Below are 26244 nucleotides of genomic sequence, written 5' to 3' on the forward strand. Positions count from 1 at the left end.
TACGCGCATGCATGGGCATTAGAATTTCTGTTTCTTCAATCTCTTGGCCGCAAGGGCGATATTCGCCAAATCTCGAAGTGGAATAACGATGCCTCTGAGGACTGAACAGCTTTCGGTGTTTCCCGCCTTCTTCCGCGTGGAAGGAAGGATTACTGCTGTCTTCGGCAATGGCGATGAAGCCTTCGCCAAGGTGCGGCTGCTTCTGAACACGCAGGCGAAGGTCGTCGCCTTTGTGCAGGCGCCGGAGGCTGATTATCATGCCTTCCTCATTGCCAATCGTATCGAAACCGTACGCGGCAATTTTTCTGCCGATCAGGTCAAGGGCGCGACGCTCGTTTTTGCCGCCACCGGCGATGCCGAGGCCGATCGGATGATCGTCGATGCGGCCCGCGTCGAGCGAATTCCGGCAAACGCCGTCGATCAGCCCGATTATTGCGATTTCTACACGCCGGCGCTGGTCAACCGGGCTCCGGTGGCAGTGGCCATCGGCACCGAAGGTGCTGGTCCGGTGCTGGCGCAGATGATCCGTGCGCAGATCGACCAGATACTGTCGCCGTCGCTCGGTAAATTGGCCGAGCTCGCGACGCGCTTCCGCAAGCCGGTCGAGCGCCTTGTGCCGCGCGGCGTTGCCCGTCGCATCTTCTGGCGGCAGTTCTTTTCAGGACCCGTCGCCGACGCCGTCAATGCCGGACATCTCTTGCAGGCGGAGCAAGCGGCCGATGAGCTGTTGCAGTCGTCGCGTGAGGTCGAGGGACGCGTCTGGCTGGTCGGTGCCGGTCCGGGCGCGGAAGATCTGCTGACTTTGCGGGCGCAGCGCGTGATGATGGAAGCCGATGTCATCGTCTATGACGCTCTGGTGCCGCAGGCAATCGTCGATATGGGACGGCGCGATGCCGAGCGCCTGTCTGTCGGCAAGCGCAAGGGCTGCCACAGCAAGTCGCAGGAAGAAATCAACGACCTGCTGGTGCAGCTCGGCCGCGAAGGTAAGCGCGTCGTGCGGCTGAAGTCGGGTGATCCGCTGGTCTATGGTCGTGCGGGCGAGGAAATGGCTGCCCTGCGTGCTGCCGGTATCGGTTATGAGATCGTTCCCGGCATCACCTCCGCTTTCGCTGCTGCTGCCGATTTTGAACTGCCGCTGACGCTGCGCGGTGTTGCCTCGTCGCTGGTCTTCACAACGGGTCACGATCTCACAGGCGACGTGCTGCCCGATTGGGCGAGTTTGGCCGTATCCGGGGCCACGATTGCCGTGTATATGGGACGCACGGTTGCCGCTTCCGTCGCCGGCCGCCTGATGCAGGCCGGCCTGCCGCCCGAGACGACCGTTGCCATCATCGAGAATGCCAGCCGGAGCGATCGCCGCCTGATGCATGGTATCCTGCGGGATTTGCCAGATCTCGAGCATCGCGATGAGTTGGGCGGCCCGGTCATGGTCATTATCGGCGATGCTGTCGCCGGTGCGAATTTTGAACAATCCGAGCCGCTGGTCCGTCGCGAGGCCGCTGCTCAAGACTATGCAAGGAACTGATTTATGGTCGACAAGGTTCTGACCGCAAACCGGCTTGCCGATGGCATTGCTGTCTGGCTGAACGCAAATGGTGAGTGGACGTTATTCTTGCAGGAAGCGCTGGTCGCTCGCCATGCCGAAGCGGAAGCAGCTCTGGAAGCGATCGGCAAGCAGGCCTATGCTGACAACAAGGTCGTCGACGTCAATCTGATCGACGTTCAGGAAACTGGCGGCAAGCTCTGGCCGCTGCGCCTGCGCGAGCGTATCCGCGCCGAAGGCCCCACCATGGAATACGCGCCGGGCTATGCCGCGGCCGATCCCGATTTCATTGCAGTCTGAGAAGTCCCGAGGAAGTCATGTATCGTTACGATGAATTCGACCACGCCTTTGTTGCGGAACGGGTTGCCCAGTTCCGCGATCAGGTGGAGCGACGCCTCTCGGGTGAGCTTTCGGAAGATGCCTTCAAGCCGCTGCGCCTGATGAATGGCGTCTATCTGCAGCTGCACGCCTATATGCTGCGCATCGCCATTCCCTATGGCACGCTGAGCTCGCGTCAGATGCGCATGCTCGCCCATGTCGCCCGCACCTATGACCGCGGCTATGGCCACTTCACCACGCGCCAGAACCTGCAGTTCAATTGGCCGAAGCTCTCCGAGATGCCCGATGCGCTCGCCGATCTCGCCTCGGTTGAGATGCACGCCATCCAGACTTCGGGCAACTGCATTCGCAACGTGACGGCCGATCATTTCGCCGGTGCCGCGGCCGACGAAGTCGCCGATCCCAGGCCCTATGCCGAAATCCTGCGTCAGTGGTCCTCCGTTCATCCGGAATTTTCGTTCCTGCCGCGCAAGTTCAAGATTGCCGTCACCGGTGCCGAGCGCGACCGCGCCGCGATCCAGGTGCATGATATCGGCCTGCATCTGAAGAAGAACGACAAGGGCGAGATCGGCTTCGCCGTCTATGTCGGGGGCGGGCAGGGCCGCACGCCGCTCATTGCCAAGCTTATCCGCGACTTCCTGCCGGAAGAGGATCTCCTCTCCTACACGACGGCGATCATGCGCGTTTACAACCTGCATGGCCGCCGCGACAACAAGTACAAGGCGCGCATCAAGATCCTCGTGCATGAAACCGGCGCCGAGGAACTGGCACGTCAGGTCGAAGTCGAGTTCGACAAGCTGAGGGATACAGAGCTGAAGCTGCCGGAAGCCGACGTTCAGGCGATCTCTGCCTATTTCGCACCGCCGGCGCTGCCTGAGCGCGCCGAAGGCTGGGAAAGCCTGGCGCGCTGGAAGAAGGCCGATCCGGCCTTTGCCCGCTGGGTGCAGCAGAACGTGCAGCCGCACAAGAACCCTGATTACGGCATGGTGACGATCTCGCTGAAGCCGATCGGCGGTATTCCGGGCGATGCGACGGATGCTCAGATGGAGGCCGTCGCCGATATCGCCGAGGAATATGCTTTCGACGAAATCCGTGTTAGCCATGAGCAGAACCTCATCCTGCCGCATGTGGCGCTGGCCGATCTTGAGGCTGTCTATCGCGGCCTCGTTGCCATCGGCCTGGAAACGGCGAATGCCGGCCTGATCACGGATATCATTGCCTGTCCCGGCCTCGACTATTGCGCGCTTGCCAATGCACGCTCCATCCCGGTCGCGCAGGAAATCTCCACGCGCTTCGGTTCGCCCGAGCGCCAGGCGGAGATCGGCGAGCTGAAGATCAAGATTTCCGGCTGCATCAATGCTTGCGGCCACCACCATGTCGGCCATATCGGCCTGCTGGGCGTCGAGAAGAAGGGCGCGGAACTCTATCAGATCACGCTCGGCGGCTCCGGCGACGAAAATACCTCGATCGGCGAGATCATCGGCCGCGGCTTCGAGCCCGACAAGGTGACTGACGCGATCGAGACCATTGTCGATACCTATCTCGGCCTTCGTCAGGACCCTTCCGAAACCTTCCTCGCCGCCTATCGTCGCGTCGGGCCGCAGCCGTTCAAGACTGCGCTCTACGGCGCGTCCTCGTCGGCAGCAGAAGCCGCGTAAGGAGATTGACCATGACCAAGATCTGGCGGGAAACCGGCTTCATTGAAAACGATCCGTGGGTCATCGAGACCGACGAGGTCAAGGCGACGGAAACGCAGAAGCCTCTGCTTAGCCTCGATGCGCTGATCGCAAAGGCGGAAGAAAGCAATGACGTTGGCCTCGGCGTCGTCATCAAGCCGGCGGACGATGTGGCCCGGCTGCAGCCCTATCTCGATCGTCTCGATATCGTCGCCGTCGCCTTTCCGGCATTCAGCGACGGCCGCGCCTTCAGCCATGCCTCGCTGCTGCGCCAGCGCCTGGGTTATGCCAGGGAATTGCGCGCTGTCGGCGATGTGTTGATCGATCAGGTACCGTTGATGCTGCGCGTCGGCATCGATAGTTTCGCCGTGACCAACGCGACGGCACTGAAGCGGCTTTCGGAAAATCGCTTGCCGGGCATTCCGCACTACTATCAGCCGACTGCGCGCCGCGCAGAAGGTGGACAGGCCTATAGCTGGCGGCGGTTGCCGGCAAAATCGGCCTGATGTCGAAAGGCGGCTATTGCGGCAATTTGACAATGTCGGACTGCCGTATTCAAGCCTTTCGAATTATGTACGCTCGGTGATATGGAAACTTGACTGGAATAGGCATATTTCAATCCTGTATCGCCGGATGGAATGGAATGCCTTTCAAAACCGGCTATATTATAATATCAGCGTCGCGAAATGAGCCTGCCAGGGAATACGTGTAAGACTAATACGGGATTCGAGACAGAATGAACGCCCCCGCCAAATCAGATGAATTTGCTTCAGCAGTCCCAGCCGGCGTCTTTGCCGAGAAGGTGCTGAGCGTCACGCATTATACCGACCGGCTCTTTCGCTTCACCATGACCCGGCCGCAAGGCTTCCGCTTCCGTTCCGGCGAGTTTGCCATGATCGGTCTGATGGTCGACGGCAAGCCGCTCTATCGCGCCTATTCGATCGCAAGCCCCGCCTGGGCCGACGAGCTCGAATTCTTTTCCATCAAGGTGCCGGATGGTCCGCTGACCTCGCACCTGCAGAACATCAAGCCCGGCGACGAAGTGCTGATGCGCAAGAAGCCGACCGGCACGCTGGTTCTGGACGCGCTGACACCCGGTCGCAGGCTCTACATGTTCTCGACCGGCACCGGCATCGCGCCGTTCGCAAGTCTGATCCGCGATCCCGAGACCTATGAGAAGTATGAGGAAGTCATCCTCACCCACACCACGCGCGATGTCGCCGAGCTGAAATACGGCTTCGACCTTGTTGAGGAAATCCGCAACGACGAGCTGTTGAACGAAGTCGTCGGCGACAAGCTGCGCCACTACGCAACTGTCACCCGCGAGGAATTCCCCTTCACGGGCCGCATCACCGATCTCATCGAAAACGGCAAGCTTTTCAGCGACCTGGGCGTGCCGCCGCTTGATCCGGCGATCGATCGCGGCATGATCTGCGGCTCCTCCGCCATGCTGAAGGATACTAAGGGGCTGCTGGAAAAGGCCGGCCTGAACGAAGGTGCCAACAACAAGCCGGCCGAATTCGTCATCGAGCGCGCTTTCGTCGGTTGATCAAATCATCTGAATCCGGATTGAAAGGTGGCTTTGGTAACGAGGCCGCCTTTTTCATCCGCCGCTGAGATAATCGATGAGTGAGGCCATGGCCGTCTCGGCAGCGTTCGCGTCACCGCCCTGAATGGCTTCGATGGCCTGGACATGCATAACGATCGCCTGGCCCATGCGATCATGCGTCCCGGTGGAATACCACAGCCGGCGTGCGTGCGTTTGCACGGGTGCGAGCGCCGCTGTGATGAAGTTGTTGGGGCAGGCGGCTTCGAGAATCTCGTCGAAAGCCTTATCGGTAGCGAAAAAGCCAGGAAGGTCGCCGGTGGCAGCGCACTCCGTCATCAGACGAGCGCATTCCCGCAACTGCTCGCGCTGCTGCGGATCGGCATGGGTAGCGGCGAGCGCGGCGGCAATCGGTTCCAGTTCGCGTCTCACCTGCATGACATATTGATGGTCTTCCGGGCGAATCTCCGCGATTTGCAGGCCGACGCGCGGCCGCACATGGATCAATCCCTGCCATGCAAGTTTCTGGATTGCCTCGCGCACCGGTGTCCGCCCATGCTCCGCCACTTCGATCAACTGCTTTTCGGTGACGAGGGCGCCTGGTTTCAGCGCAAGCGTCACGATCGCGTATTCCAACGCGAGATAGGCGAGGTGGCTGAGCGAATTCTGCATGCGAGGCTGCGTCCGACTTCTGCTTGGATGGCACACAGTGTCATCTAGCATCTACGAACGCAACCAATCGTGATATATCAGTACGCCAAATTGCAAAAGCCAATCATCGCGGCCATGCATCGGCCTGCATATCGCATCTGCCGGATCGTCGCGTTGCCGTCGACGATCTCGGTGGCATTTCGCAAGCCTGGCTGGAAAAGCCGCGTGCTATCGACCGATTGCGGTTGCAAGGGTAGGCGGCCTTCGTTTGGCGGCCATCAGCAGGTCCAGTTCGGTGGACGACGGACCGAACTTGTAAAAGAGGCGCTTCGCCTCCGCATCGTCGAGGCGATATTTCCGCGCAAACTCCGCAATGCTGTAAGGGCGGCCCCGGATGACTTTGCGGGTGGTTGTCCGATTGGTGTTTTCCGTCATATTTCCAACCTCCTTTCGGTTCCTTTTTAGTAGATAGCGCCGAGGTCCGGCTTGGAAAGACCTGAAAACGCATCGTGACGTTTCAAATCAGTATCTTACGCTTCGAGCACTTGCTGACCGGCATGTCGTCGCTGCAAAACTACGCTGCATATCTTTGCGCGAGATTTTTCCGGCTTGCATGGCGCGAATCCACGCAACTAAAAAAGGGAAGGCGGTTTGATCCGCCTTCCCTTTTTCCTCTTCCCGATTCGGGCCTGTATAGCCCGATGCGCTGCTAACGTCTGATCAGTCGACCGACGAAAATCAGGATGCAGGCGCCGATGAAACCCGTGATCAGGTAATTCAGCCATACATGGAACGGCAGCGTGATGCCGATCGTCCGGAACAGCCAGCTGGCGACAAGCGCGCCGATGATGCCGAGGATGATGTTCATGACTATGCCCGTATTGCTTTTCATGATCATCTCGGCGAACCAGCCAGCTAAGCCGCCGATGATAATTGCTGCAATCCAACCGACGTTTGCGTCTTCCATAAAAGAACCTCCTGAGGGCCCGACAGGTTGTTAACAATAACTGATATACACCAAAAACGATTCGCACCCCAACTGTTGCGGATGGCGAGCCGATCAATCCGTTCATTGCAACCCTGATTATTAAGGGAAATTGTTACGGTTGTTTGGGTCTCTGAGACTCGTTTGCCTTGTTGACGCTCATCCACCCATCGCGTCGGATTTCTGATTTTCCTTGATAATGGGCGACTTCTTCGGCTCGATGCCGTCATTTCGCGGTAGCGAGGTGAGGAAAAGCATCTTCGGTCGCCAGCAACCACGATTTTATGGGTTGACCACAATAGGGCGTCTGCATATGTTCCGCGCACTTCCAGCCGAGGCAGCCTCTGCCTGCGGAAAGGGAGAGCGTAGCTCAGTCGGTAGAGCAACTGACTTTTAATCAGTAGGTCATGGGTTCGAATCCCATCGCTCTCACCATCAATTTCATTAATTCTGCAATGTCTTTTCAGGATTGGGTTTTGGCTCCATCCATAAGTGATGAGCGCGTCGAAATTTACCGTTCATATCGTGAAGAAATGTGATGTCTTGAAAAAGTCCCTAAGCTTTATGTCGCTCGATTTTCTATGCGATGTTGAAATTATCTCGATAAAGGCAGGATTCTGGCACTAAATGCTGCGTGCGAGCAGTGAGGCCGGCCTTTTTGCCAAGCAATTAGGACCGGAGAAAAGACCGGTATTCGCTTCCTGCAGGGGAGATGCGCGAATCGAGATATTCTTTAGGGACAGCTGATCGACTAAATGAACGCTCTTCAACACCAAAGGATCAAGATGTCTGACCATCCGCGTTCACTAGAGTCGACAAGGCATTGTGTATCGGACCGAAAGCCTAAAGGGGCCATTATTTACATAATGGTTGCTGTCGTCGCGGTTATCATCGGGTCGACTTCCGGACGCCACGAGAGCGCGATCCAAACTGTCCCGCCCGTAGCGAAGCTGCTTCATTGAATGGAGTGACTGGCTCGGCCAAAGACCGCGCGAACCGGGTATGAGGTGGTAATCTTTGCTTTGGTGCGTGGCTTAGATCAGAAGGTTGGGCTGCGGGATATTGCCGCTTTTTTCGCTGGTGATACGGAAACGGTAGGCCAATAAAACAATAGGCTCATGAGCGATGATCGATTTTTAAGATCGCTGCCGGTAGGTTCCACAATAGATCATCGCCGGCGTCGAGGAAGGTTTGAAATCGAGCCCGTCGGACGCCTGTTCATCAATCAGTATCAATGTGCTGCCCCTCGACGGTGCAATGGCCTTACATGCTTCGACGTCGGCTGCTTCGAGACGCCCGGATAAATATTTCCAATCTGGGCCGGTTAGGCCATCGTCGATTGCCCAAATGGTTTCGATGAAATCCTCATCGAGATATGCCCCTCCAAGTTCCCTTTTCATCGGCCATAAAGCGTTGCGATCCTCCCAGGCTTGATATTGCTCGTCGGAAGCTTTTTCACCCGGTTCCGGCTCCCAGTGCGGCTGGGAGTAGGCTAGCGCCTGTCCTTCAGTTTCGAATGAGGCAATAAAGACGTGAAGACTTCTCGATTGTGTCTGCATTGTTGAATCTCGCTGATTGCGCGACCTCGGCGTGCGCCGACGTTTCCAGCCAACCATAACGCACAGGTTGTTGATGAGATTTGGTGCAAATTGGCTGGTGAAAAATATCGATTTGGTAGTACCATACTCCCATCAATAAGATGATTGGTGAAGACGACGGGCGAATGATGGAATTCGTGGCAGAACTGTCTGTGTGGGAAATTTATGCAATCGTTTGCGGGTTGTTGGCTTCCCTGGGGCTCTTGTTTGGATTGATGGCGGGCAGGAGGTTTTCGGTAGCCTTGAGCGTGCTGCCGCTGGTGGGTATCGCGATCACGACGCCTGTGACGGAGCGAATTGTGATCCCTTATCTTACGGAGCGCTATCCGGTGATCTTTGCCAACAAGGATCTGCCCAGGAAGATCGACCAGAAGACGACGTTGACGAAAATAGATCTCACCGATCATATCTACAGCTATTTCTACGATCTTGACGACGATGATGACGATTTCGATCCGCCTCTCGTCAAATCCGCGCAGCTTACGGACCTCTGTGACTTCCTGCTGCCGAAGTTCAGTTCCGGCGAAGCATCTCTGGCGAATTACATCTATCAGCTGAAGGGCAGGGACTATTCATTTTCGGTCGACAGCACCGACTGCTCCTGACGTTTGGACGGACCAAACATCAAGATCGTCCTGATTCGAGATTCGTGATCATTTGTGGTCGAGCTGGCCGATGCAGGTTCTGCGACCGGTTCCTATGCGATTGTGGCCAGTTCCTACGTGATTGTGGAAAGCGCAACGACCGCAACCGCCGTCAGGCCACCGAAGATCGGTAGCAATCTGAGCATAACGAGCCGCGCCAGCCTCTTCCTTTCGATCGACGTCATGATCAGCTTTCCTCACATGGTAGTGAAGCTTAAACGCATGAAATTCATGATTCGTTTCACGTCTATCGTCGCATTATAATATTATGTGTCGCTAAAAGTACAGTGAGATGGCGCTTTGTCACTTTCGAAGACGGCAATCTTCCGAAATCTGCTGTGCAGGTGGATGAGAGATTGCCGAGTATCACGCTGTCGTTCTTCCCACCGGAACCTAATCCCATCAAGTGAGTTCACTTTTCAAAGAGAGGAGACGCACCTTGGCACAGGATCGAGAAAGTGAATCACACGGCGGACATGAGAAGAAGCAAGCCCTGGCGAAGATACAGCACAGCAAGATACGCAAGAACGCCCGGCTGAATAAAGAAAAGAACGAGGCTTCCCTCGTTGCCGATCCCCGCAACAGGCTTGCCGAGGGTAAAGTCGATCCTGTGACAAAGGAGCGCAAGCCTGGGGACGCATGAGCGGCAACGGCGTCAGGCTGCTGCTCGTGCGTTTCCTGCGCCGTTTCCTGATGGAGAAAAGATAATCTTGCGGCACGACGACATGGCGCTGCGGCGATAATCACTTCAGCAGGGGTGTTGCGGCTTGCGTGGGCGACTCGATTAGCCATCATTCACGAATGCAATGACTGGGATGACGATCGGTTTGTACTGCCGTCGTTCAGCGCAATCGCCATGATGGCGAGGAGAATATATTCGCGCTTCCAGCCTGATTTCATCGCCGCGGTAACCAAGCTCTCGATCGAGGGTTCGAGGGCGAAAAGACAGGCTGTCAGATAGTTTGTCTGCGATGCTGTGTCCGATGGGGGAGGATTTATGGCGGGTCTCAACTTCCTGCTCCGTCTATTGATTCGACCGGATAGGAATGGACTGTAATTTCAGCGGGTTTCCCGGGTTTGTCTCGTTTATTTCAGAACATTGCTATTGCCGCTCGACTTCGGGAGAACCACGGCGGTAATCGATGTCGATAGTTGGTGGGCGATATCCGGATAATGCGCGCTTGTCCCTGCCGGCATCAACGGCGCCAGCCCACAGAGTAGTCTCGGTAAAAAGTGCGCAGCGGTTTCCGTCCGGAATTCCGTAAGAACAATGAGATAAATCTGACGAAAGGATCACAAGACAAGCGATCATATCAAGCAAACGGCATTCGGATGCCGCAGTCTGGTCTTTCCGTCGGGATCATTTGATGGGAGCGCCGTAGCGATCAACTCTACCGCCAGCTGGGCGGTAAAGTTGACCACGATTCGAGAGCGAAGCGAGTTTTTAGGCCTTGCCGCCGTTCTTCTTGCAATCGCTTCGGAACTTGGCGCGTGCCTTTCCATGCAAGCCCTTGGCATCGGCCTGGGTCGAGCATGCCTTGGAAACGGCAGTTTGAGCAGGCTTCATTGCCTTCGGCTTCGTCGTGGTGGTTGTCGATGGCGCCGACGTCGTCGCACTGGGGGTAGTCGTTGTCGTGGTGCTGGGGGTAGTTGCCGTTTGTGCCATCGCGCTTACGCTGAAGAGTGCGACGAAGGCTGCAGTCGTGAACATAGTAGCAATTCTCATGGGGGCTTTTCCTCTGCTGACTAGCTGGGGTGGAATGTGCGTTGTTCGACGAACATCAACAGCTTGAACCAATATTTTTACAAAAGCAATTCGTTCATCCGGCAGCTTCGCGACTGTAGGCTGCGCCCGGAAAACCGGGGGAAATCGGGGTTTTACGCGTTGCCGCAGGTATCTCAATTCCGTCAACTTTAAGGCAAGATGCCGGGCCCGCTCGAAAAGGTGATTGGCTTTCCGATACCCGCGCCGCTAGGAAGGGAGCCGAAATGACATAGCCGGAGTCCATCGTGTCGCTTGCCGATATCTCGCTTCTGAGCGCATTGCTCGCCGGAGCGCTTTCGTTTCTTTCTCCCTGCGTGCTGCCGCTTGTGCCGCCCTATCTCTGCTACATGGCGGGAATTTCGGTCGAGCAGTTTCGCGGCGGCGGAGCGGCCGTCGCTCAGGCACCGAGCGTTCGCGGCAATGTGCTGATGTCGGCACTGTTCTTCACCTTGGGATTTGCCACCGTATTCGTCGCGCTTGGCGCGGGTGCGTCCTCGATCGGAATGCTTTTGCGCCAGCACCTCGATATTCTCGCCAAGATTGGCGGTTTGATCATCGTTGTCATGGGGCTGAACTTCCTCGGTGTCTTCCGCATCGGCCTTCTGGCCCGTGAGGCTCGCTTCCAGAGTGGCGGCAAGCCGGCGACGCTAACGGGCGCCTATATCATGGGCATTGCCTTCGCCTTCGGTTGGACGCCCTGCATCGGCCCGGTGCTCGGCGCCATCCTCGGTATTGCCGCCTCGCGTGAAACGGTCGGCGCCGGCGCCGGTCTGCTTGCCGTCTATTCGCTCGGGCTTGCCATTCCCTTCTGGATCGCCGCGGGCTTTTCCGGTGCCTTCATGCGCTTTCTCTCCCGCTTCCGCCGCCATCTCGGCACGGTCGAAAAGGTCATGGGCGGACTTCTGGTGCTGACAGGCCTCGCTTTCATCTTCGGCTATATCAGCGATATGGCGATCTGGTTTCAGCAGACCTTTCCAATCCTGATGAAAATCGGCTAAGCCGGGCGGTATCTTTCGCCCTCATTTCCCCGGCAAAATGGAACGTGCCCGATGGCTGACCCCCATGGCTGATATTATTGGTCTGCTGCTGCCATTCTTCGGTCTGATCCTGATCGGCTATGTTGCCGCACGTGTTACAAGGCAGCCGGCGGAAGCGCTCGGCTGGCTGAATACCTTCATCATCTATGCTGCATTGCCGGCGCTGTTCTTCAAGCTTGTTTCGCAGACACCGATCGAACAGCTGACTCGGATCGATTTTATCGCCACCGATATCGCCGCGACCTATTCGATTTTCCTGCTGCTGTTTCTGGTCGGCCGTTTCCTGCGCCGCAATTCGCTTGCTGACAGCACGATCCAGGCCTTTGCCGGTGCCTATGGCAACATCGGCTACATGGGGCCGGGACTTGCACTGCTGGCGCTGGGGGAAAGGGCCGCGGTTCCGGTGGCGCTGATCGTGTGCTTTGAAAACGCACTGCATTTCATCGTCGCACCTGCTCTTATGGCGCTGGAAGGCGGCGACCAACGCTCGCCAGGGCGCGTTGCTGCGGATATCGCCCGGAAGGTGCTGCTGCACCCGTTCATCCTGTCGACCGCGCTTGGTTTCGTCGTGGCTGCGCTTTCGCTACATCAGCCAGTCGCCTTCGAGCGATTTGTCAATTATCTCGCACAAGCGGCTGCACCCTGTGCACTATTCGCCATGGGGGTAACGCTTGCGCTGCGTCCGCTGAAGCGGATTCCGGTCGAGATCGGCTATATCGTGCCGGCAAAACTCATCCTGCATCCGCTTGTCGTCTATATTGTTCTGCAAGCAGTCGGCGGGTTCGATCCGATCTGGATCGAGGCGGCCGTGTTGCTGGCGGCACTGCCGACGGCAACGAACGTCTTCGTCATTGGCCAGCAATATGGCGTCTGGCAGGAGCGGGCCTCGGCGACCATCCTGATCACCACGGCATGTTCCGTGGTGACGGTTTCCCTTGTTCTCTATCTGATAAAGTCGGGCGTCTTACCGGCGCAACTTTTCGCGTAATGCCGACGAAAAATTGCGCAAGCCGCCGCCGGGCTCGATGCCCTCGCGCATGACGATGTTACGAAGTGGGGTAATGGCGGAAAGCACATGGAGGCCTGCTGCCCGCAGCATCTGCACAGGCAGGAAATCCGACAGCAGCGAACGATTGAGGAGATCGACACTCGCCGTGCGGCTGACGATGTCAGCACGTCTCTTGCGATCGAAACTATCGCCCGACGTGGTCGGAATCGGCAGATCGGCGCGCGAGCAGAGAATGTCCGACAATGCCAATATATCGCGAAGGCTGAGATTGAGGCCCTGCGCGCCGATTGGCGGGAAGACATGGGCAGCTTCGCCGATCAGCGCGGCGCGGCCCTTGCCGAAGCGATGGGCCGTCATACCGGAAAGCGGCCAGACCTGCACGCTGTCCTCGATCGTCACCTGGCCGAGCATCGACTGCATCCGCTCCTCGACAAGCCGGCCGAGTTCTTCGAGCGACTTCTCCGCATTGGCAGCCGCTTCGGCCGGCTTCTGAACCCAGACGAGGCTGGAGCGCCGGCCGGGTAAGGGCACCTGCGTAAAAGGGCCGCTTTCGGTGTGGAATTCCGTGGAGATGTTCTGATGTGGCAGGCTGTGCGAAAAATTCAGAACCATCGCCGATTGCGGATAAGACCAGCCCTTGGTCTTGATTCCGAGCGTCTCGCGCACCATCGAATTGCGGCCATCGGCGCCGACGACGAATGCGGCATCGATCGAATCGCCATTGTCGAGGGCGATTGATACGCCATCATCGCGGAAGGTGATTTCGGACGCGGTGGCACCTATGCGGCTGACATTGCCTTCCGCGTCGATGGCTTCGCTAAGATTGTCGAGCAATACGGCATTCGGAATATTGTAGCCGAAGGCGTCCAGGCCGATTTCGGACGATCGGAACGAAACGGTCGGCGCCCGCAACAGCCTTGAAGTGCCGTCTATGATGCGCATCGTGGTCAGCGCCGTCGCGGAAGGCGCGATCCGGTCCCACAGCGTCAGGCGCTCCAGAAAGCGGATCGATTGATCCATCAGAGCCGTCGTCCGCTTGTCGGCTTTATTATGCGGTGCCGCGACTAGGGCGACGGATCTTCCGCCGCGTGCCAACGCGAAAGCCGTGATCATGCCGGCGAGCCCACCGCCGATAACGGCCACTTCAATCTGCTTCATATCCATGCCTCAATTGCCTTCGGTTCTGAAAATAAGCGCTTAGTCTGTTGAAATCCATGGGATGAAACATCGCAACGGGTGAAAATGACAGTAAGTCGCGCTAGCGTGTCTGGATCGACGCTTTTGTGCTGGCGGTGCAAACCAAAGGATGCATATTAGCGAAAAAACCGCCTGCCGGGGCAGGCGCATAAGCTGACGAATCGTGGGGCGGATGAAAATCTTCAATTACAAGCGGGTGCCTTATGCGGAGATGCGTGCTTTCTCCGTTCATATACTGACGGCATCCGGATCGTTTCTCGCCTTTCTCGGCGTCGTTGCAGCATCCGAGCATCGCTTTGTAGACATGTTCTGGTGGCTCGGCCTGGCGCTGCTGGTCGATGGCATCGACGGGCCGATCGCGCGCAAGGTTCGCGTCAAGGAAGTGCTGCCCAACTGGTCTGGCGATACGCTCGACAATATCATCGACTACGTGACCTATGTGCTTCTGCCGGCCTTCGCGCTCTATGAGAGCGGCATGATCGGCGAGCCCTGGTCCTTTGTCGCGGCCGGGATGATCGTGGTCTCCAGTGCCATCTATTACGCGGATACCGGCATGAAGACGGACGAATATTTCTTTTCCGGCTTTCCGGTCGTCTGGAACATGGTGATCTTCACGCTTTTCGTCATCGGCGCCAGCGCCACGACAGCCATGATCCTCGTCGGCTTTTCCGTCGTTCTGACCTTCCTGCCGATCAATTTTCTGCATCCCGTGCGCGTCAAGCGCTTGCGGCCGCTGAACCTTAGCATATTTCTCTTCTGGTCGGCGCTCGGCATCTATTCGCTGCTGATGCACTTCGTCATGCCGCAATGGGCCGTTGTCCTCTTCATCATCAGTGGTATTTATCTTTATTGCATCGGTGCCGTGCTGCAGTTTTTCCCGTCCCTCGGACGTCAATAAGGATCGCGTATCATGAAGAAGACCAAGGTCATTCGCATCCATGAAAATGGCGGTCCTGAGGTAATGAAGCTGGAGGAGGTGGATCTGCCGCCTCCAGGCGCGGGCGAGGTGCAGCTCCGCCATGCCGCGATCGGCCTCAACTTCATCGACGTCTATTTTCGTTCCGGTCTCTACAAGGCGCCTCAATTTCCGTTGCCGCTTGGCAAGGAAGCTGCAGGCACGGTCACCGAGGTCGGCCCCGGCGTGACCGATTTTGCCGTCGGCGATCGCGTTGCCTATGTCGGCAGCGACGGCGCCTACAGTGTCGAGCGCAACATCGAGACCCGCTATCTGGTCAAAGTACCTGATGATATCCCGCTCGAAACCGCAGCATCCATGATGCTGAAGGGCATGACGGCCGAGTATCTTTTGAACCGCACCTTCAAGGTCGGCCCAGGCACGACGCTGCTGTTTCATGCGGCCGCCGGCGGCGTCGGCCTGATTGCCGGCCAATGGGCCAAGGCGCTTGGAGCCGGCACCGTCATCGGCACGGCCGGTTCGGCTGAGAAGGTCCAGTTGGCGCTGGCGCATGGCTACGACCATGTCATCGACTACAGCAAGGAGAATTTTGCCGATCGTGTGCGGGAAATCACCAGTGGCAAGGGCGTCGATGTCGTCTACGACTCCGTCGGCAAGGATACGTATCCGCAATCGCTCGATTGTCTGAGGCGGCTCGGCATGTGGGTCACGTTCGGCCAATCTTCTGGCCCGATTGAGAACTTCAATCTCGCAATCCTCAACCAGAAGGGCTCTCTTTTCACGACGCGTCCGAGTCTCTTTGCCTATGTCGGCACGCCTGAGGAGTTGAGAGCCAGTGCAAAGGCGTTATTTGCTGTTGTGCAAAGCAGCAAAGTGCGTATCAATATTCATCAGACTTATCCGTTGGGCGATGCTGGGCGCGCGCACGCGGATCTGGAAGCCAGGAAAACGAGTGGAACTACACTACTGATCCCATAGATCCGTAAAGGACAGGTCGGTGGGAAGGAAATGAGGGGAACGTGTCGTCATCCGATGCGCCGGCAAGCGGTGCACTATTGTCGGTTCGCAAACTGACGAAACTGTTCGGCAGTTTTGCAGCCTGCAACGAAATCGATCTTGAAATCCAGCCGGGCGAAATTCATGCCCTTCTAGGCGAAAACGGCGCTGGCAAGTCCACGCTGGTCAAGATGCTGTTCGGCGTGCTCGAGCCGACACATGGGCAGATCATCTGGCAGGGACAAGCTGTGTCGATCGATGCGCCGGGCACTGCGCGCAAGCTCGGCATCGGCATGGTATTTCAGCATTTTTCTTTGTTCGAGGCGCTGACTGTCGCGGAAAATATAGCGCTCTCGCTCGACAGCAATATCCCGCTCGCAAAAATTTCCGAAGAAGCCGCAAAGCTTTCTCACGCCTATGGCCTGCCGCTTGACCCGAATGCACATGTCGCGGATCTGTCCGTCGGCGAACGGCAGCGTATCGAGATCGTTCGCGCTCTCCTGCAGAATCCGAAGCTCATCATTCTCGACGAGCCCACGTCCGTCTTGACGCCGCAGGAAGCCGACCGGCTGTTCGAAACGCTGTTCAAGCTGCGAGACGAGGGACGCTCGGTGCTCTACATCAGCCATCGGCTCGAAGAGGTGCAGCGCATCTGTTCGCGCGCCACGGTCCTGCGTCACGGCAAGGTCACGGGCGCTTGCGATCCCAGGCAGGAAACAACTGGGTCGCTCGCCCGTATGATGGTCGGCAGCGATGTCGCCAGCGTGCAGCATGAAGGGCTAGGCTCCAAGGGGGATATTCTCCTTGAGGTCGCGGGTCTTTCGGCACCGGCGCGGACCCCGTTTGCCATGTCGCTGAAGGATGTTTCGCTTCGCGTGCGTGCTGGCGAGGTGCTGGCGATCGCCGGTGTCGCCGGCAACGGGCAGGGCGAATTGTTCGATGTCATTTCCGGCGAATACACGGTTGCCGCGGATGATCTCGTCCGATTGCGCGGCAAGTCTGTCGGGGCCAAAGGCATCAATGCGCGCCGGTTGATCGGCGCGGGCTTCGTGCCCGAAGAACGCCACGGCCATGCCGCGGTATCGGCATTGAAGCTGTCGGATAACCTCGTGCTCGCCCGACATCAGTCGGATCGCAAGTCGTTTCTGGGTGCTGGATTCTTCAATGTGATCAGGCACGGCGCGGTCAAGCAGGCGACGAAGCGGATCTGTGAGGCGATGGATGTGCGCAAGAGCGGCGAGGATCCCGCTGCCGGCGCGCTGTCCGGCGGCAATCTGCAGAAGTTCATCGTCGGCCGCGAACTGGATCGCCAACCGAGCGTCCTCGTCGTCAACCAGCCGACCTGGGGTGTCGATGCGGGTGCTGCCAGCCGCATCCGGCAGGCGCTGGTCGATCTCGCCCGCGATGGCTCGGCCGTGCTCGTCATCAGCCAGGATCTCGACGAGATTTTCGAAGTGGCAACCGATATCGCCGTCATCTCGGAAGGGCGTCTGTCGCCGTCCTATCCCGCCGGCGAACTGACGCGAGAAAAGATCGGTCTGCTGATGGGTGGGCTGCATGAGTCGAAGACGCATTCGGAGCCTGCACATGCGCATTGAACTCGAAAAGCGCCCGCAGGTTTCGAAGCTGTTCGGCCTCCTGTCGCCCCTGCTTGCCCTCGCATTGGCGTTGATTGCCGGCACCATCATGTTCGCCCTGATGGGCAAGGATCCCGTCGAGGCGCTTGACGCCTTCTTCGTCGAGCCTCTGCTGGAAGTCTGGTCGCTGCACGAACTGGCGATCAAGGCAGGCCCGCTGATCCTGATCGCCGTCGGCCTTTGTCTCTGCTATCGCTCCAACAACTGGAATATCGGTGCCGAAGGCCAGTTCACGATGGGAGCTGTCGCTGGCTCCTTCATCCCGATCGTCTTTACCGATTGGCATTCACCGATGGTACTGCCTTTGATGTTGATTACCGGCGCCATCGGCGGTGCGCTCTATGCCGCCATTCCGGCGCTCTTGAAGGCGCATTTCAATACTAACGAAATCCTGACAAGCCTGATGCTGGTCTATATCGCACAGCTCTTTCTGGATTGGCTGTCGCGCGGACCATGGCGCGATCCGCAGGGCCATAATTTCCCGCAGAGCATCGATTTTCCGCCGGAAGCAGTTCTGCCGGCGATCTGGGAAGATTCCGGGCGCGCGCATTGGGGCATCGTCTTTGCGGTGGTCGCGGCGATCCTTGCCTGGTTTCTGATGAAATACACGCTGAAGGGCTTTGAAATCACCGTGCTCGGTCAATCGGCGCGGGCAGGGCGTTTTGCCGGCTTCTCCTCGCGGAAAATGGTCTGGTTTGCCTTCCTCTTTTCCGGTGCACTCTCCGGATTGGCCGGCATCTCCGAAGTTTCCGGCTCTATCGGCCATCTGCAGCCGGCGATCTCGCCGGGCTACGGCTTCACTGCCATCATCGTCGCCTTCCTCGCGCGCCTCAATCCGCTCGGAGCCATCCTTTCGGGTCTCGTATTGGCGCTGACTTATCTCGGCGGCGAGGCGGCGCAATTGTCGCCGGGCATATCGGCCAAGGCGGCAAGCGTCTTCCAGGGCTTGCTTTTGTTCTTCGTGCTGTCTTGCGACACCCTGATCTATTACAAGATCCGCCTGGTCTGGTCGCGGGTTCGGGGAGGTGCGGCATGAGCGTCTTTGAAGCCATTCTGCTCACCATCATCACCGCATCGACGCCGCTCGTCATCGCCGGCCTCGGCGAGCTGGTGGTGGAACGTTCCGGCGTTCTCAACCTCGGTGTTGAAGGCATGATGATCATCGGTGCCGTTGCCGCTTTCGTCGGTGCGCAGATGAGCGGATCGCCCTATGTCGGCCTGCTGGCCGGCATCGTCGCCGGGGCGCTCTTCTCGCTATTGTTCGGCTTCCTGACCCTGACGCTGGTGACGAACCAGGTGGCAACCGGCCTGGCGCTGACCATCCTCGGCCTCGGCCTTTCCGGCATGATCGGCGAGGGCTATGTCAGCGTGCCGGGCGTGCAGCTGCACGAGATCGTCTTCCCGTTGCTGTCGGATATTCCATTCCTCGGCCCGGTGCTATTCAAGCAGGATCTGACCTTTTATCTGTCGATTGCGCTGTTGATTGGGGTAAGCTGGTTCCTCTTCCGCAGCCGTGCGGGCCTGAAGCTGCGCGCCGTCGGTGACAGCCATGGCTCGGCCCATGCTCTCGGTATCGACGTTATCCGCACGCGCTACCTCGCCGTCATGTTCGGTGGCGCCTGCGCCGGGCTTGCCGGTGCGCAGCTCTCGCTCGTCTATACGCCGCAATGGGTCGAGAACATGTCGGCCGGCCGCGGCTGGGTGACTCTGGCTCTCGTGGTCTTCGCCTCCTGGCGGCCGATGCGCGTCATGGCCGGCGGCTATCTTTTCGGCGCTGTCACGATCCTGCAGTTTCATGCGCAGGGTTTCGGCGTCGGCATACCCTCGCAATTCCTGTCGATGCTGCCCTATGCGTCGACTATTGTGGTTCTCGTCATCATCTCTCAAAATCGTCGCGCGACCTTGATCAACACGCCAGCGTCGCTCGGCAAGCCCTTCGTTCCGGAGCGCTGACTGCTACTACCGGACCGATTTCTGCAAAACATGTCAAACCAACAGGGGTAACCATGAAAAAACTAGCACTCGCCCTCTCAACGACAGCCGCCGCCATCGTTGGTTTCGCTGCCGCCGCCGAAGCGGCGCCGACCAAGGTCTGCTTCGTCTATGTCGGTTCGCATACGGACGGCGGCTATTCGCAGGCGCATGATCTCGGCCGCCAGCAGATCCAGAAGGAATTCGGCGACAAGATCGATACGCCTTATCTCGAAAACGTGCCGGAAGGCCCGGATGCTGAGCGCGCCATCGAGCGTCTTGCCCGCTCCGGCTGCTCGCTGATCTTCTCGACTTCGTTCGGCTTCATGGATGCGACCGTCAAGGTTGCCGCTAAGTTCCCGAAGGTGAAGTTCGAACACGCGACCGGCTTCAAGAGCGGGCCTAACCTCGCGACCTACAACTCGCGCTTCTATGAAGGCCGCTACATCCTTGGCCAGATCGCCGCCAAGATGTCGAAGAACCATGGCGCTGCCTACATCGCGTCGTTCCCGATCCCGGAAGTCGTGATGGGCATCAACTCCTTCGAGCAGGGCGCCCGCTCCGTCGATCCGAGCTTCAAGCTCAAGGTCGTATGGGTCAACACCTGGTTCGATCCCGGCAAGGAAGCCGACGCTGCCAAGGCCATGGTCGACCAGGGTGTCGATATCCTGACGCAGCATACCGACACGACGGCGCCGATGCAGGTTGCCGAAGAACGCGGTATCCATGCTTTCGGTCAGGCTTCCGACATGATCAAGGCTGGCCCGAAGGCGCAGTTGACGGCGATCGTCGACACCTGGGGCAACTACTACTCCAAGCGGGTTCACGCCCTGCTGGATGGCAAGTGGAAGTCCGAGCAGAGCTGGGATGGCCTAAAGGACGGCATCCTGAAGATGGCGGACTATACCAACATGCCTGACGACGTGAAGAAGATGGCTCAGGAAACCGAAGCCAAGATCAAGTCCGGCGAGCTCGCACCGTTCACTGGTCCAATCAACAAGCAGGACGGCACGCCCTGGCTGAAGGCTGGCGAAAAGGCCGATGACGGCACGCTACTCGGCATGAACTTCTACATCGAAGGTGTCGACGACAAGCTGCCGGCTTCGAAATAAGCAGACGAAATAGTGCAAGTTGAGAAAGGGCGCCAAAAGGCGCCCTTTTTTGTTGCACTGCGTCATCGAATGCCGATTTACAAAAGTATTACTATATGATTTTTTGACTGCGGGCCTGAGGAAACGGCCTTTGGGAGGACATCATGAAATTGAAGACTGCACTGATCAGTGCCACGATGCTTGCTGCCTGCATGTTTACGTCGGCATCGGCTAAAGACCTGGTCGTCGGATTCTCGCAAATCGGTTCGGAGTCCGGTTGGCGTGCGGCCGAAACGACGCTGACGAAGCAGGAAGCAAAGAAGCGCGGCATCGACCTGAAGTTCGCTGACGCGCAGCAGAAGCAGGAAAACCAGATCAAGGCGATCCGTTCCTTCATCGCGCAGGGCGTCGATGCTATCCTGTTGGCGCCCGTCGTCGAGACCGGCTGGGATGCTGTCCTGAAGGAAGCCAAGGAAGCCAAGATCCCCGTCATCCTGCTTGACCGCACGGTCAATGCGCCGAAGGATCTTTACCTGACGGCCGTCACGTCCGACCTGGTTCATGAAGGCAAGGTTGCTGGCGACTGGCTCGTCAAGACGGTCGGCGACAAGAAGTGCAACATCGTCGAGCTGCAGGGCACGACAGGTTCCTCGCCGGCCATCGGCCGCAAGAAGGGCTTCGAAGAGGCCATCAAGGGTCATGACAACCTGAAGATCGTTCGCAGCCAGACTGGCGACTTCACCCGCGCAAAGGGCAAGGAAGTCATGGAAAGCTTCCTGAAGGCTGAAAATGGCGGCAAGGACATCTGCGCTCTCTATGCCCATAATGACGACATGGCCGTCGGCGCCATCCAGGCGATCAAGGAAGCGGGCCTGAAGCCGGGCAAGGACATCCTGACCGTGTCTGTTGACTCCGTTCCGGATCTCTTCAAGGCCATGGCAGCTGGCGAAGCGAATGCGACTGTCGAACTGACCCCGAACATGGCCGGTCCGGCCTTCGACGCGCTCGATGCCTATCTGAAGACCAAGAAGGAGCCGCCGAAGTGGATCCAGACCGAGTCCAAGCTCTACACTCAGGCCGATGACCCGCAGAAGGTCTACGAGCAGAAGAAAGACCTCGGCTACTGAGACGAAAGCCGATCGCACCGGTTGGCAACGCCACCGGTGCGAATTCTTGTGCAGGATGCCGGCGCATCAACGCAATGCGCCGGCTATCGCTTTCGCCTAGAGCGGTTCAGCTTTTCACGGAATCTCCGAACCGCGCTGTTTTTTATTTTCTCGCAATTCCGGACGGAAAACCGCTACGCACTTTTCCTGGAGTTGCTCTATTGGCTCAATGCAGGGACATCAGCGCTTCATGGCTCACGACGTCGAGCGACTTCTGACAGCGACAGGCTTTTGTAAATATTTTCCCGGTTCGACCGCTCTCGAGCATGTCGATTTCACATTGATGCGCGGCGAGGTCCATGCGCTGCTTGGCGAGAACGGTGCGGGAAAATCCACACTGATCAAGTGCATGACAGGTGCTTATCGTCGCGACGCCGGCACTCTGGTTCTCGATGGGGCCGGGATCGATCCGCATGACACGCTGGCAGCTCAGAAGCTCGGCATCGGAACCGTTTATCAGGAAGTGAATCTGCTGCCCAATCTGAGCGTCGCGGAAAATCTGTTCCTCGGTCGCCAGCCGCAGCGGTTCGGTATGGTTAGCAGCCGTATCATGAATGGCATGGCGAGAAACCTGCTGTCGCAGTACGGCATGGATATCGATGTCAGCCGCCAGCTCGACCGCTTCTCCGTTGCCATACAGCAGGTCGTCGCAATTGCCCGTGCAGTCGATCTCTCCGGCAAGGTGCTGATCCTCGACGAGCCGACGGCGAGCCTCGATACGCATGAGGTCGAAATGTTGTTCGGCATCGTCAGGCGATTGAAGCAGCGCGGGCTGGGCATTGTTTTCATTACGCATTTTCTGGAGCAGGTTTACGAGATCTGCGATCGCATCACCGTTCTCCGCAATGGCCGTCTTGTCGGCACTCGTGAAGCGGATGGTCTACCCAGGCAGACTCTGATCGCCATGATGCTTGGCCGCGAACTCGCTGAGACGGAAAGCACGGCGAAGCAGACCGAGGCGGAAAGCGGTCCGGTAAAATACCGCTTCTCGAACTTTGGCAAGCGCGGCAAGATCAAGCCTTTCGATATGGAGGTGCGCGTCGGCGAAGTGGTCGGCATCGCCGGTCTGCTTGGCTCCGGGCGCACGGAAACTGCTGAAGTCCTTTTCGGCGTGGAGCGCGCCGATAGCGGCGACGCAAAGATCGAAGACAAAACGATCGCGCTGTCCAGTCCGCGTGCTGCGATCAAGAGCGGCTTCGGCTTCTGCCCGGAAGACCGCAAGACCGATGGCATCATCGGTGATCTTTCCATTCGGGAAAACATCATCATGGCGCTGCAGGCGCGGCGGGGCTGGGCGAGACCTCTTGCACGCAGCGAGCAGAACGCCATCGCCGATCGCTACATCAAGGCACTGGATATCCGCACGACCGACCGGGAAAAGCCTATCCGGCTTCTTTCGGGCGGCAACCAGCAGAAGGCGATCCTCGCACGATGGCTGGCGACGAACCCGAATTTCTTGATCCTGGACGAGCCGACCCGCGGCATCGATGTCGGCGCCCATGCGGAAATCATCCGGCTGATCGAAGACCTTTGCCGGCAGGGCATGTCTCTCGTGGTGATTTCGTCCGAACTCGAGGAGCTTGTCGCCTATAGTTCGCGCATCATCGTCCTGCGTGATCGTGAGCACATCGCCGAGTTGACCGGCAGCGAGATAACCGCCGGAAATATCGTCGAGGCCATTGCCACGGCTCAGAAGGCAAAGGAGGACGCATGAGCTCGCAAATCAAGGCATCTTTGGTTCGTTTGATGCCGCAGCTCATTGCGCTCGCGGTCATTCTTCTTTTGAATTTCATCATGTTCCCGCATTTCTTTCATCTGGAAATTCAGAATGGAAGACTCTATGGGAGCCTTATAGACGTGCTCAACCGCGGCGCACCCGTGGCGCTGCTGTCGATCGGTATGACACTGGTCATCGCCACCAAGGGGATCGATCTTTCGGTCGGTGCGGTGATTGCCATCTGCGGTGCTGTCGCGGCGTCCTCGATCGTTGCCGGCTATTCGCTTGCCTATACGCTGCTGCTGACGATCGGCATCGGTCTGGCGTGCGGCTTATGGAACGGCTTTCTTGTTGCCGCACTGGATATCCAGCCGATCATCGCAACGCTGGTGCTGATGGTGGCGGGTCGCGGCATCGCGCAATTGATCACCGAGGGCACGATCCTTACCTTCAACAATGATGGGCTGATCTTCCTTGGCAGCGGCTCGTTTGCTGCGCTTCCAATGCCTGTCGTGATCTGGCTGCTGGCGGCGCTCGTGGTGATCGCTCTGGTTCGGCGCACTGCCCTTGGGATGCTGGTCGAGGCCATCGGCATCAACCGCCGGGCAAGCACGCTCTCCGGTATCCGCACCCCGGTCCTGCTCATGGCGGTTTATGCACTAAGCGGTCTCTGCGCCTCTACCGCCGGCATCATCGTGACGGCCGACATCAAGGGTGCGGACGCAAACAATGCCGGTCTGTGGCTTGAGCTGGATGCGATCCTTGCGGTCGTGGTCGGCGGCAATTCGCTGCTCGGCGGCCGCTTCAGCATGGTCGGTTCGCTGATTGGCGCGATGATCATTCAATCGGTCAATACGGGCATCCTGCTCTCCGGTTTTCCGCCGGAGTTCAATCTGGTGATCAAGGCGGTCATCGTCATCGTCATTCTGGTTATCCAGTCGCCGGCCATGCAGTCAGCGACTGCATTTTTCTGGCGGCGACGCGGCGAGGGGCAGATGGTGCAAAAGGAGCAGGCAAAGTGAATTCGAAATATCTTCCGCTGCTTGCGACTATCGTCATCTTCATCCTGGCCTACGCCGGCTGCGTGACGCAGTATCCGAACATGTTGTCGACACGGGTGGTCGGCAACCTTTTGACCGACAATGCCTTTCTCGGCATCGCAGCCGTCGGCATGACATTCGTAATCATTTCCGGCGGGATCGATCTGTCCATCGGCTCGGTCATTGCCTTTACCGGCGTGTTCCTGGCGATCGTTCTTCGCGACACCACGATCCATCCCTTGATCGCTTTCGCTTTGGTCCTTGTGATCACGACGATCTTTGGCGCCGGCATGGGCACCATCATCCACTATCTCAGCATGCCGCCCTTCATCGTCACCCTGGCCGGCATGTTTCTCGCGCGCGGTATCGCCTTCGTGCTGTCGATCGACAGCATCCCGATCGAGCATGATTTCTATTCTCAGCTCAACGATCTCTATTGGCTGATGCCCGGCGGCGGCCGGCTGACCTTGATCGGCGGTCTCATGCTGCTTGTCTTTGCCGGCGGCATCGTGCTGGCGCAGCGCACCCGTTTTGGCGCCAATGTCTATGCGCTCGGCGGCGGCGCGCAGACTGCGGAACTCATGGGCGTGCCCGTGGGGCGAACGACGATCCAGATTTACGCCCTGTCGGGCTTTCTCGCTGGTCTATCCGGAATCGTTTTTTCCATTTATACCTCAGCGGGATATTCGCTTGCCACGGTCGGTGTCGAACTCGATGCGATTGCTGCCGTGGTCATAGGCGGAACACTGCTGACGGGAGGAGCGGGGTTCGTCGGAGGAACACTCATCGGAATTCTCATACAGGGCTTGATTCAGACCTACATCACCTTCGATGGAACGCTTTCCAGCTGGTGGACGAAGATATTGATCGGCTTGTTGCTGTTTGCTTTTATTCTGATGCAGAAGGGTCTTCTGCTGCTTTCCCGCCTGAATCGACGATATGCCTGAGGGAAGGACAGAGCGCTTGCGCGACCGATTGCTTGAGACCGGAAAATCAGAGGGAAAATCGCGCACGAGCCACGCTCAGGTGGTCGATGAGCTGGGCAAGGCGATCGTCTCTGGCGCGTTTCCGATCGGAAGCATTCTTCCCGGTGACAGTGAGCTTCTGCAACGATTCAAGGTATCCCGCACCGTCCTGCGTGAAAGCATGAAGACTTTGGCCGCAAAGGGGCTGGTGGTGCCGCGTGCGCGCGTCGGCACGCGTGTCACCGAGAAGATTCATTGGAACATGTTCGACAACGAGGTGCTCAACTGGCATTTCGAAAGTGGCGTCAACAAGGAGTTCCTTCTGCATCTTTACGATATTCGCATGGCATTCGAGCCTTTTGCCGCGAGCCTGGTGGCGGAAAGGGCCAGTCGGGAGGACATCGAATTGCTTCGCAGTCTTGCCGCCGCCATGGCAGCGCCGCATCATACCTCCGATAGCCTCGCGGTCGCCGATCTGCATTTCCACCTGGCAATTACAGCGGCTTCGCAAAATCCATTCATGCGATCGCTGGGTGGACTTATCGAAGCCGCACTCGTCGGGATGTTCCGCATGAGCGCGCCGCCTTCGACCAACGGCTTTGCCAATATTGCGGATACGCATATGGCCATCGTGGACGCGATAGCGGCGCGTGACGGCCTTTCGGCGCATAAGGCGATGGAATTCGTGATCATCGACGGGCGTCAACATGTTCTCGAAGCTTTCGAGGCTCTTGCCGAGGCCTGAAGGTCGCCTT

At 58.2% G+C, this 26244-nt stretch carries 26 protein-coding genes and 1 tRNA gene; 21 read left to right on the top strand and 6 right to left on the bottom strand.

The genetic code is table 11. The features are described 5' to 3' along the window. Positions 1-88 precede the first annotated feature (88 nt). From cysG to ABOK31_RS06720, 5 genes are all read left to right on the top strand, one after another. Positions 89-1525 (top strand): siroheme synthase CysG, encoded by a 1437-nt coding sequence (cysG, locus tag ABOK31_RS06700; RefSeq protein ID WP_349958221.1) that lies wholly within the window; start codon positions 89-91, stop codon positions 1523-1525. A 3-nt stretch (positions 1526-1528) separates the two neighbouring features. Beyond that, positions 1529-1843 carry a DUF2849 domain-containing protein gene (locus ABOK31_RS06705; protein ID WP_349958222.1) on the top strand — a complete coding sequence of 105 codons (315 nt, stop codon included), beginning with the start codon at positions 1529-1531 and terminating at the stop codon, positions 1841-1843. A gap of 17 nt (positions 1844-1860) precedes the next feature. After that, complete coding sequence (locus ABOK31_RS06710; protein WP_174174759.1) at positions 1861-3540, top strand: nitrite/sulfite reductase; 1680 nt, start codon at positions 1861-1863, stop codon at positions 3538-3540. Between the two features lie 11 nt (positions 3541-3551). Beyond that, the gene (locus tag ABOK31_RS06715; protein WP_349958223.1) at positions 3552-4064 is read left to right on the top strand and encodes a DUF934 domain-containing protein; all 513 of its coding nucleotides are present in this window, start codon (positions 3552-3554) and stop codon (positions 4062-4064) included. A gap of 230 nt (positions 4065-4294) precedes the next feature. After that, positions 4295-5107 (top strand): ferredoxin--NADP reductase, encoded by an 813-nt coding sequence (locus ABOK31_RS06720; RefSeq protein ID WP_349958224.1) that lies wholly within the window; start codon positions 4295-4297, stop codon positions 5105-5107. Between the two features lie 54 nt (positions 5108-5161). On the opposite strand, the gene ABOK31_RS06725 is transcribed toward ABOK31_RS06720, so the two are convergent. The 3 genes from ABOK31_RS06725 to ABOK31_RS06735 all read right to left on the bottom strand — a co-directional run bounded on the left by ABOK31_RS06725 (position 5162) and on the right by ABOK31_RS06735 (position 6722). Further along, positions 5162-5776 carry a GntR family transcriptional regulator gene (locus tag ABOK31_RS06725; protein ID WP_349958225.1) on the bottom strand — a complete coding sequence of 205 codons (615 nt, stop codon included), beginning with the start codon at positions 5774-5776 and terminating at the stop codon, positions 5162-5164. 207 nt (positions 5777-5983) lie between these two features. Then, positions 5984-6190, bottom strand: a complete 207-nt coding sequence (locus ABOK31_RS06730) for a hypothetical protein (protein WP_174174767.1) — start codon at positions 6188-6190, stop codon at positions 5984-5986. Positions 6191-6464: 274 nt separating this feature from the next. Continuing rightward, positions 6465-6722, bottom strand: coding sequence for a GlsB/YeaQ/YmgE family stress response membrane protein (locus ABOK31_RS06735; protein WP_174174769.1), 258 nt, complete (start codon positions 6720-6722; stop codon positions 6465-6467). Between the two features lie 377 nt (positions 6723-7099). On the opposite strand from ABOK31_RS06735, the gene ABOK31_RS06740 reads away from it, so the two are divergent. Next, positions 7100-7175: transfer RNA gene (locus tag ABOK31_RS06740), tRNA-Lys, on the top strand. A gap of 701 nt (positions 7176-7876) precedes the next feature. On the opposite strand, the gene ABOK31_RS06745 is transcribed toward ABOK31_RS06740, so the two are convergent. Next, positions 7877-8299, bottom strand: a complete 423-nt coding sequence (locus ABOK31_RS06745) for a hypothetical protein (protein WP_349958226.1) — start codon at positions 8297-8299, stop codon at positions 7877-7879. Between the two features lie 281 nt (positions 8300-8580). Here ABOK31_RS06745 and ABOK31_RS06750 point away from each other — a divergent pair, with 281 nt between their 5' ends. Both ABOK31_RS06750 and ABOK31_RS06755 read left to right on the top strand, forming a co-directional pair. Continuing rightward, positions 8581-8943 (top strand): hypothetical protein, encoded by a 363-nt coding sequence (locus ABOK31_RS06750; protein ID WP_234910531.1) that lies wholly within the window; start codon positions 8581-8583, stop codon positions 8941-8943. A 478-nt stretch (positions 8944-9421) separates the two neighbouring features. Next, positions 9422-9625, top strand: coding sequence for a hypothetical protein (locus ABOK31_RS06755; protein WP_349958227.1), 204 nt, complete (start codon positions 9422-9424; stop codon positions 9623-9625). 801 nt (positions 9626-10426) lie between these two features. On the opposite strand, the gene ABOK31_RS06760 is transcribed toward ABOK31_RS06755, so the two are convergent. Then, positions 10427-10708 (bottom strand): PsiF family protein, encoded by a 282-nt coding sequence (locus ABOK31_RS06760; protein ID WP_174174776.1) that lies wholly within the window; start codon positions 10706-10708, stop codon positions 10427-10429. 284 nt (positions 10709-10992) lie between these two features. Between ABOK31_RS06760 and ABOK31_RS06765 the strand changes: the two genes are divergently transcribed. Next, positions 10993-11745 (top strand): cytochrome c biogenesis protein CcdA, encoded by a 753-nt coding sequence (locus ABOK31_RS06765; RefSeq protein WP_349958228.1) that lies wholly within the window; start codon positions 10993-10995, stop codon positions 11743-11745. 64 nt (positions 11746-11809) lie between these two features. Beyond that, positions 11810-12772, top strand: a complete 963-nt coding sequence (locus ABOK31_RS06770; protein WP_349958229.1) for an AEC family transporter — start codon at positions 11810-11812, stop codon at positions 12770-12772. Here the strand turns inward: ABOK31_RS06770 and ABOK31_RS06775 are convergent. Beyond that, on the bottom strand, positions 12749-13951 hold the full coding sequence (locus ABOK31_RS06775) for a UbiH/UbiF family hydroxylase (RefSeq protein ID WP_174174782.1): 1203 nt from the start codon (positions 13949-13951) through the stop codon (positions 12749-12751). The genes ABOK31_RS06770 and ABOK31_RS06775 overlap by 24 nt on opposite strands. A gap of 211 nt (positions 13952-14162) precedes the next feature. Here ABOK31_RS06775 and pcsA point away from each other — a divergent pair, with 211 nt between their 5' ends. From pcsA to ABOK31_RS06830, 11 genes are all read left to right on the top strand, one after another. Beyond that, on the top strand, positions 14163-14888 hold the full coding sequence (gene pcsA, locus ABOK31_RS06780; RefSeq protein WP_349958230.1) for a phosphatidylcholine synthase: 726 nt from the start codon (positions 14163-14165) through the stop codon (positions 14886-14888). A 12-nt stretch (positions 14889-14900) separates the two neighbouring features. Then, complete coding sequence (locus ABOK31_RS06785; protein WP_349958231.1) at positions 14901-15884, top strand: quinone oxidoreductase; 984 nt, start codon at positions 14901-14903, stop codon at positions 15882-15884. Positions 15885-15925: 41 nt separating this feature from the next. Further along, positions 15926-17500 carry an ABC transporter ATP-binding protein gene (locus ABOK31_RS06790; protein WP_349958232.1) on the top strand — a complete coding sequence of 525 codons (1575 nt, stop codon included), beginning with the start codon at positions 15926-15928 and terminating at the stop codon, positions 17498-17500. After that, positions 17490-18575, top strand: coding sequence for an ABC transporter permease (locus ABOK31_RS06795; protein ID WP_349958233.1), 1086 nt, complete (start codon positions 17490-17492; stop codon positions 18573-18575). Before ABOK31_RS06790 ends, ABOK31_RS06795 begins: the two co-directional genes overlap by 11 nt. After that, the gene (locus tag ABOK31_RS06800; protein WP_174174792.1) at positions 18572-19492 is read left to right on the top strand and encodes an ABC transporter permease; all 921 of its coding nucleotides are present in this window, start codon (positions 18572-18574) and stop codon (positions 19490-19492) included. Before ABOK31_RS06795 ends, ABOK31_RS06800 begins: the two co-directional genes overlap by 4 nt. Positions 19493-19545: 53 nt before the next feature. Then, positions 19546-20622 carry a BMP family ABC transporter substrate-binding protein gene (locus tag ABOK31_RS06805; RefSeq protein ID WP_174174794.1) on the top strand — a complete coding sequence of 359 codons (1077 nt, stop codon included), beginning with the start codon at positions 19546-19548 and terminating at the stop codon, positions 20620-20622. 143 nt (positions 20623-20765) lie between these two features. After that, complete coding sequence (gene ytfQ, locus ABOK31_RS06810; RefSeq protein ID WP_092715466.1) at positions 20766-21728, top strand: galactofuranose ABC transporter, galactofuranose-binding protein YtfQ; 963 nt, start codon at positions 20766-20768, stop codon at positions 21726-21728. Between the two features lie 229 nt (positions 21729-21957). Continuing rightward, positions 21958-23481 carry a galactofuranose ABC transporter, ATP-binding protein YtfR gene (gene ytfR / locus ABOK31_RS06815; protein WP_349958234.1) on the top strand — a complete coding sequence of 508 codons (1524 nt, stop codon included), beginning with the start codon at positions 21958-21960 and terminating at the stop codon, positions 23479-23481. Further along, positions 23478-24506, top strand: a complete 1029-nt coding sequence (locus ABOK31_RS06820) for an ABC transporter permease (protein ID WP_349958235.1) — start codon at positions 23478-23480, stop codon at positions 24504-24506. Before ytfR ends, ABOK31_RS06820 begins: the two co-directional genes overlap by 4 nt. Beyond that, a complete protein-coding gene (yjfF, locus tag ABOK31_RS06825; RefSeq protein WP_174174800.1) occupies positions 24503-25471 on the top strand; it encodes a galactofuranose ABC transporter, permease protein YjfF in 969 nt (322 codons plus the stop codon). Before ABOK31_RS06820 ends, yjfF begins: the two co-directional genes overlap by 4 nt. A gap of 16 nt (positions 25472-25487) precedes the next feature. Further along, on the top strand, positions 25488-26234 hold the full coding sequence (locus ABOK31_RS06830) for a FadR/GntR family transcriptional regulator (RefSeq protein ID WP_174174802.1): 747 nt from the start codon (positions 25488-25490) through the stop codon (positions 26232-26234). The last annotated feature ends 10 nt before the right edge of the window (positions 26235-26244 follow it).

This window comes from Rhizobium sp. ZPR4, assembly GCF_040215725.1.
Taxonomy (GTDB): Bacteria; Pseudomonadota; Alphaproteobacteria; order Rhizobiales; family Rhizobiaceae; genus Rhizobium; species Rhizobium rhizogenes_D.

Excerpts from the sequence above, each read along its gene's own strand:
- ABOK31_RS06745 (WP_349958226.1), bottom strand. The coding sequence starts at position 8,299 with ATGCAGACACAATCGAGAAGTCTTCACGTCTTTATTGCCTCATTCGAA.
- ABOK31_RS06725 (WP_349958225.1), bottom strand. The coding sequence starts at position 5,776 with ATGCAGAATTCGCTCAGCCACCTCGCCTATCTCGCGTTGGAATACGCG.
- ABOK31_RS06730 (WP_174174767.1), bottom strand. The coding sequence starts at position 6,190 with ATGACGGAAAACACCAATCGGACAACCACCCGCAAAGTCATCCGGGGC.
- pcsA (WP_349958230.1), top strand. The coding sequence starts at position 14,163 with ATGAAAATCTTCAATTACAAGCGGGTGCCTTATGCGGAGATGCGTGCT.
- ABOK31_RS06735 (WP_174174769.1), bottom strand. The coding sequence starts at position 6,722 with ATGGAAGACGCAAACGTCGGTTGGATTGCAGCAATTATCATCGGCGGC.
- ytfR (WP_349958234.1), top strand. The coding sequence starts at position 21,958 with ATGGCTCACGACGTCGAGCGACTTCTGACAGCGACAGGCTTTTGTAAA.
- ABOK31_RS06775 (WP_174174782.1), bottom strand. The coding sequence starts at position 13,951 with ATGAAGCAGATTGAAGTGGCCGTTATCGGCGGTGGGCTCGCCGGCATG.
- ABOK31_RS06820 (WP_349958235.1), top strand. The coding sequence starts at position 23,478 with ATGAGCTCGCAAATCAAGGCATCTTTGGTTCGTTTGATGCCGCAGCTC.
- ABOK31_RS06800 (WP_174174792.1), top strand. The coding sequence starts at position 18,572 with ATGAGCGTCTTTGAAGCCATTCTGCTCACCATCATCACCGCATCGACG.
- ABOK31_RS06760 (WP_174174776.1), bottom strand. The coding sequence starts at position 10,708 with ATGAGAATTGCTACTATGTTCACGACTGCAGCCTTCGTCGCACTCTTC.
- ABOK31_RS06795 (WP_349958233.1), top strand. The coding sequence starts at position 17,490 with ATGCGCATTGAACTCGAAAAGCGCCCGCAGGTTTCGAAGCTGTTCGGC.
- ABOK31_RS06710 (WP_174174759.1), top strand. The coding sequence starts at position 1,861 with ATGTATCGTTACGATGAATTCGACCACGCCTTTGTTGCGGAACGGGTT.
- ABOK31_RS06715 (WP_349958223.1), top strand. The coding sequence starts at position 3,552 with ATGACCAAGATCTGGCGGGAAACCGGCTTCATTGAAAACGATCCGTGG.
- ABOK31_RS06770 (WP_349958229.1), top strand. The coding sequence starts at position 11,810 with ATGGCTGATATTATTGGTCTGCTGCTGCCATTCTTCGGTCTGATCCTG.
- cysG (WP_349958221.1), top strand. The coding sequence starts at position 89 with ATGCCTCTGAGGACTGAACAGCTTTCGGTGTTTCCCGCCTTCTTCCGC.
- ytfQ (WP_092715466.1), top strand. The coding sequence starts at position 20,766 with ATGAAATTGAAGACTGCACTGATCAGTGCCACGATGCTTGCTGCCTGC.
- ABOK31_RS06805 (WP_174174794.1), top strand. The coding sequence starts at position 19,546 with ATGAAAAAACTAGCACTCGCCCTCTCAACGACAGCCGCCGCCATCGTT.
- ABOK31_RS06705 (WP_349958222.1), top strand. The coding sequence starts at position 1,529 with ATGGTCGACAAGGTTCTGACCGCAAACCGGCTTGCCGATGGCATTGCT.
- ABOK31_RS06785 (WP_349958231.1), top strand. The coding sequence starts at position 14,901 with ATGAAGAAGACCAAGGTCATTCGCATCCATGAAAATGGCGGTCCTGAG.
- ABOK31_RS06720 (WP_349958224.1), top strand. The coding sequence starts at position 4,295 with ATGAACGCCCCCGCCAAATCAGATGAATTTGCTTCAGCAGTCCCAGCC.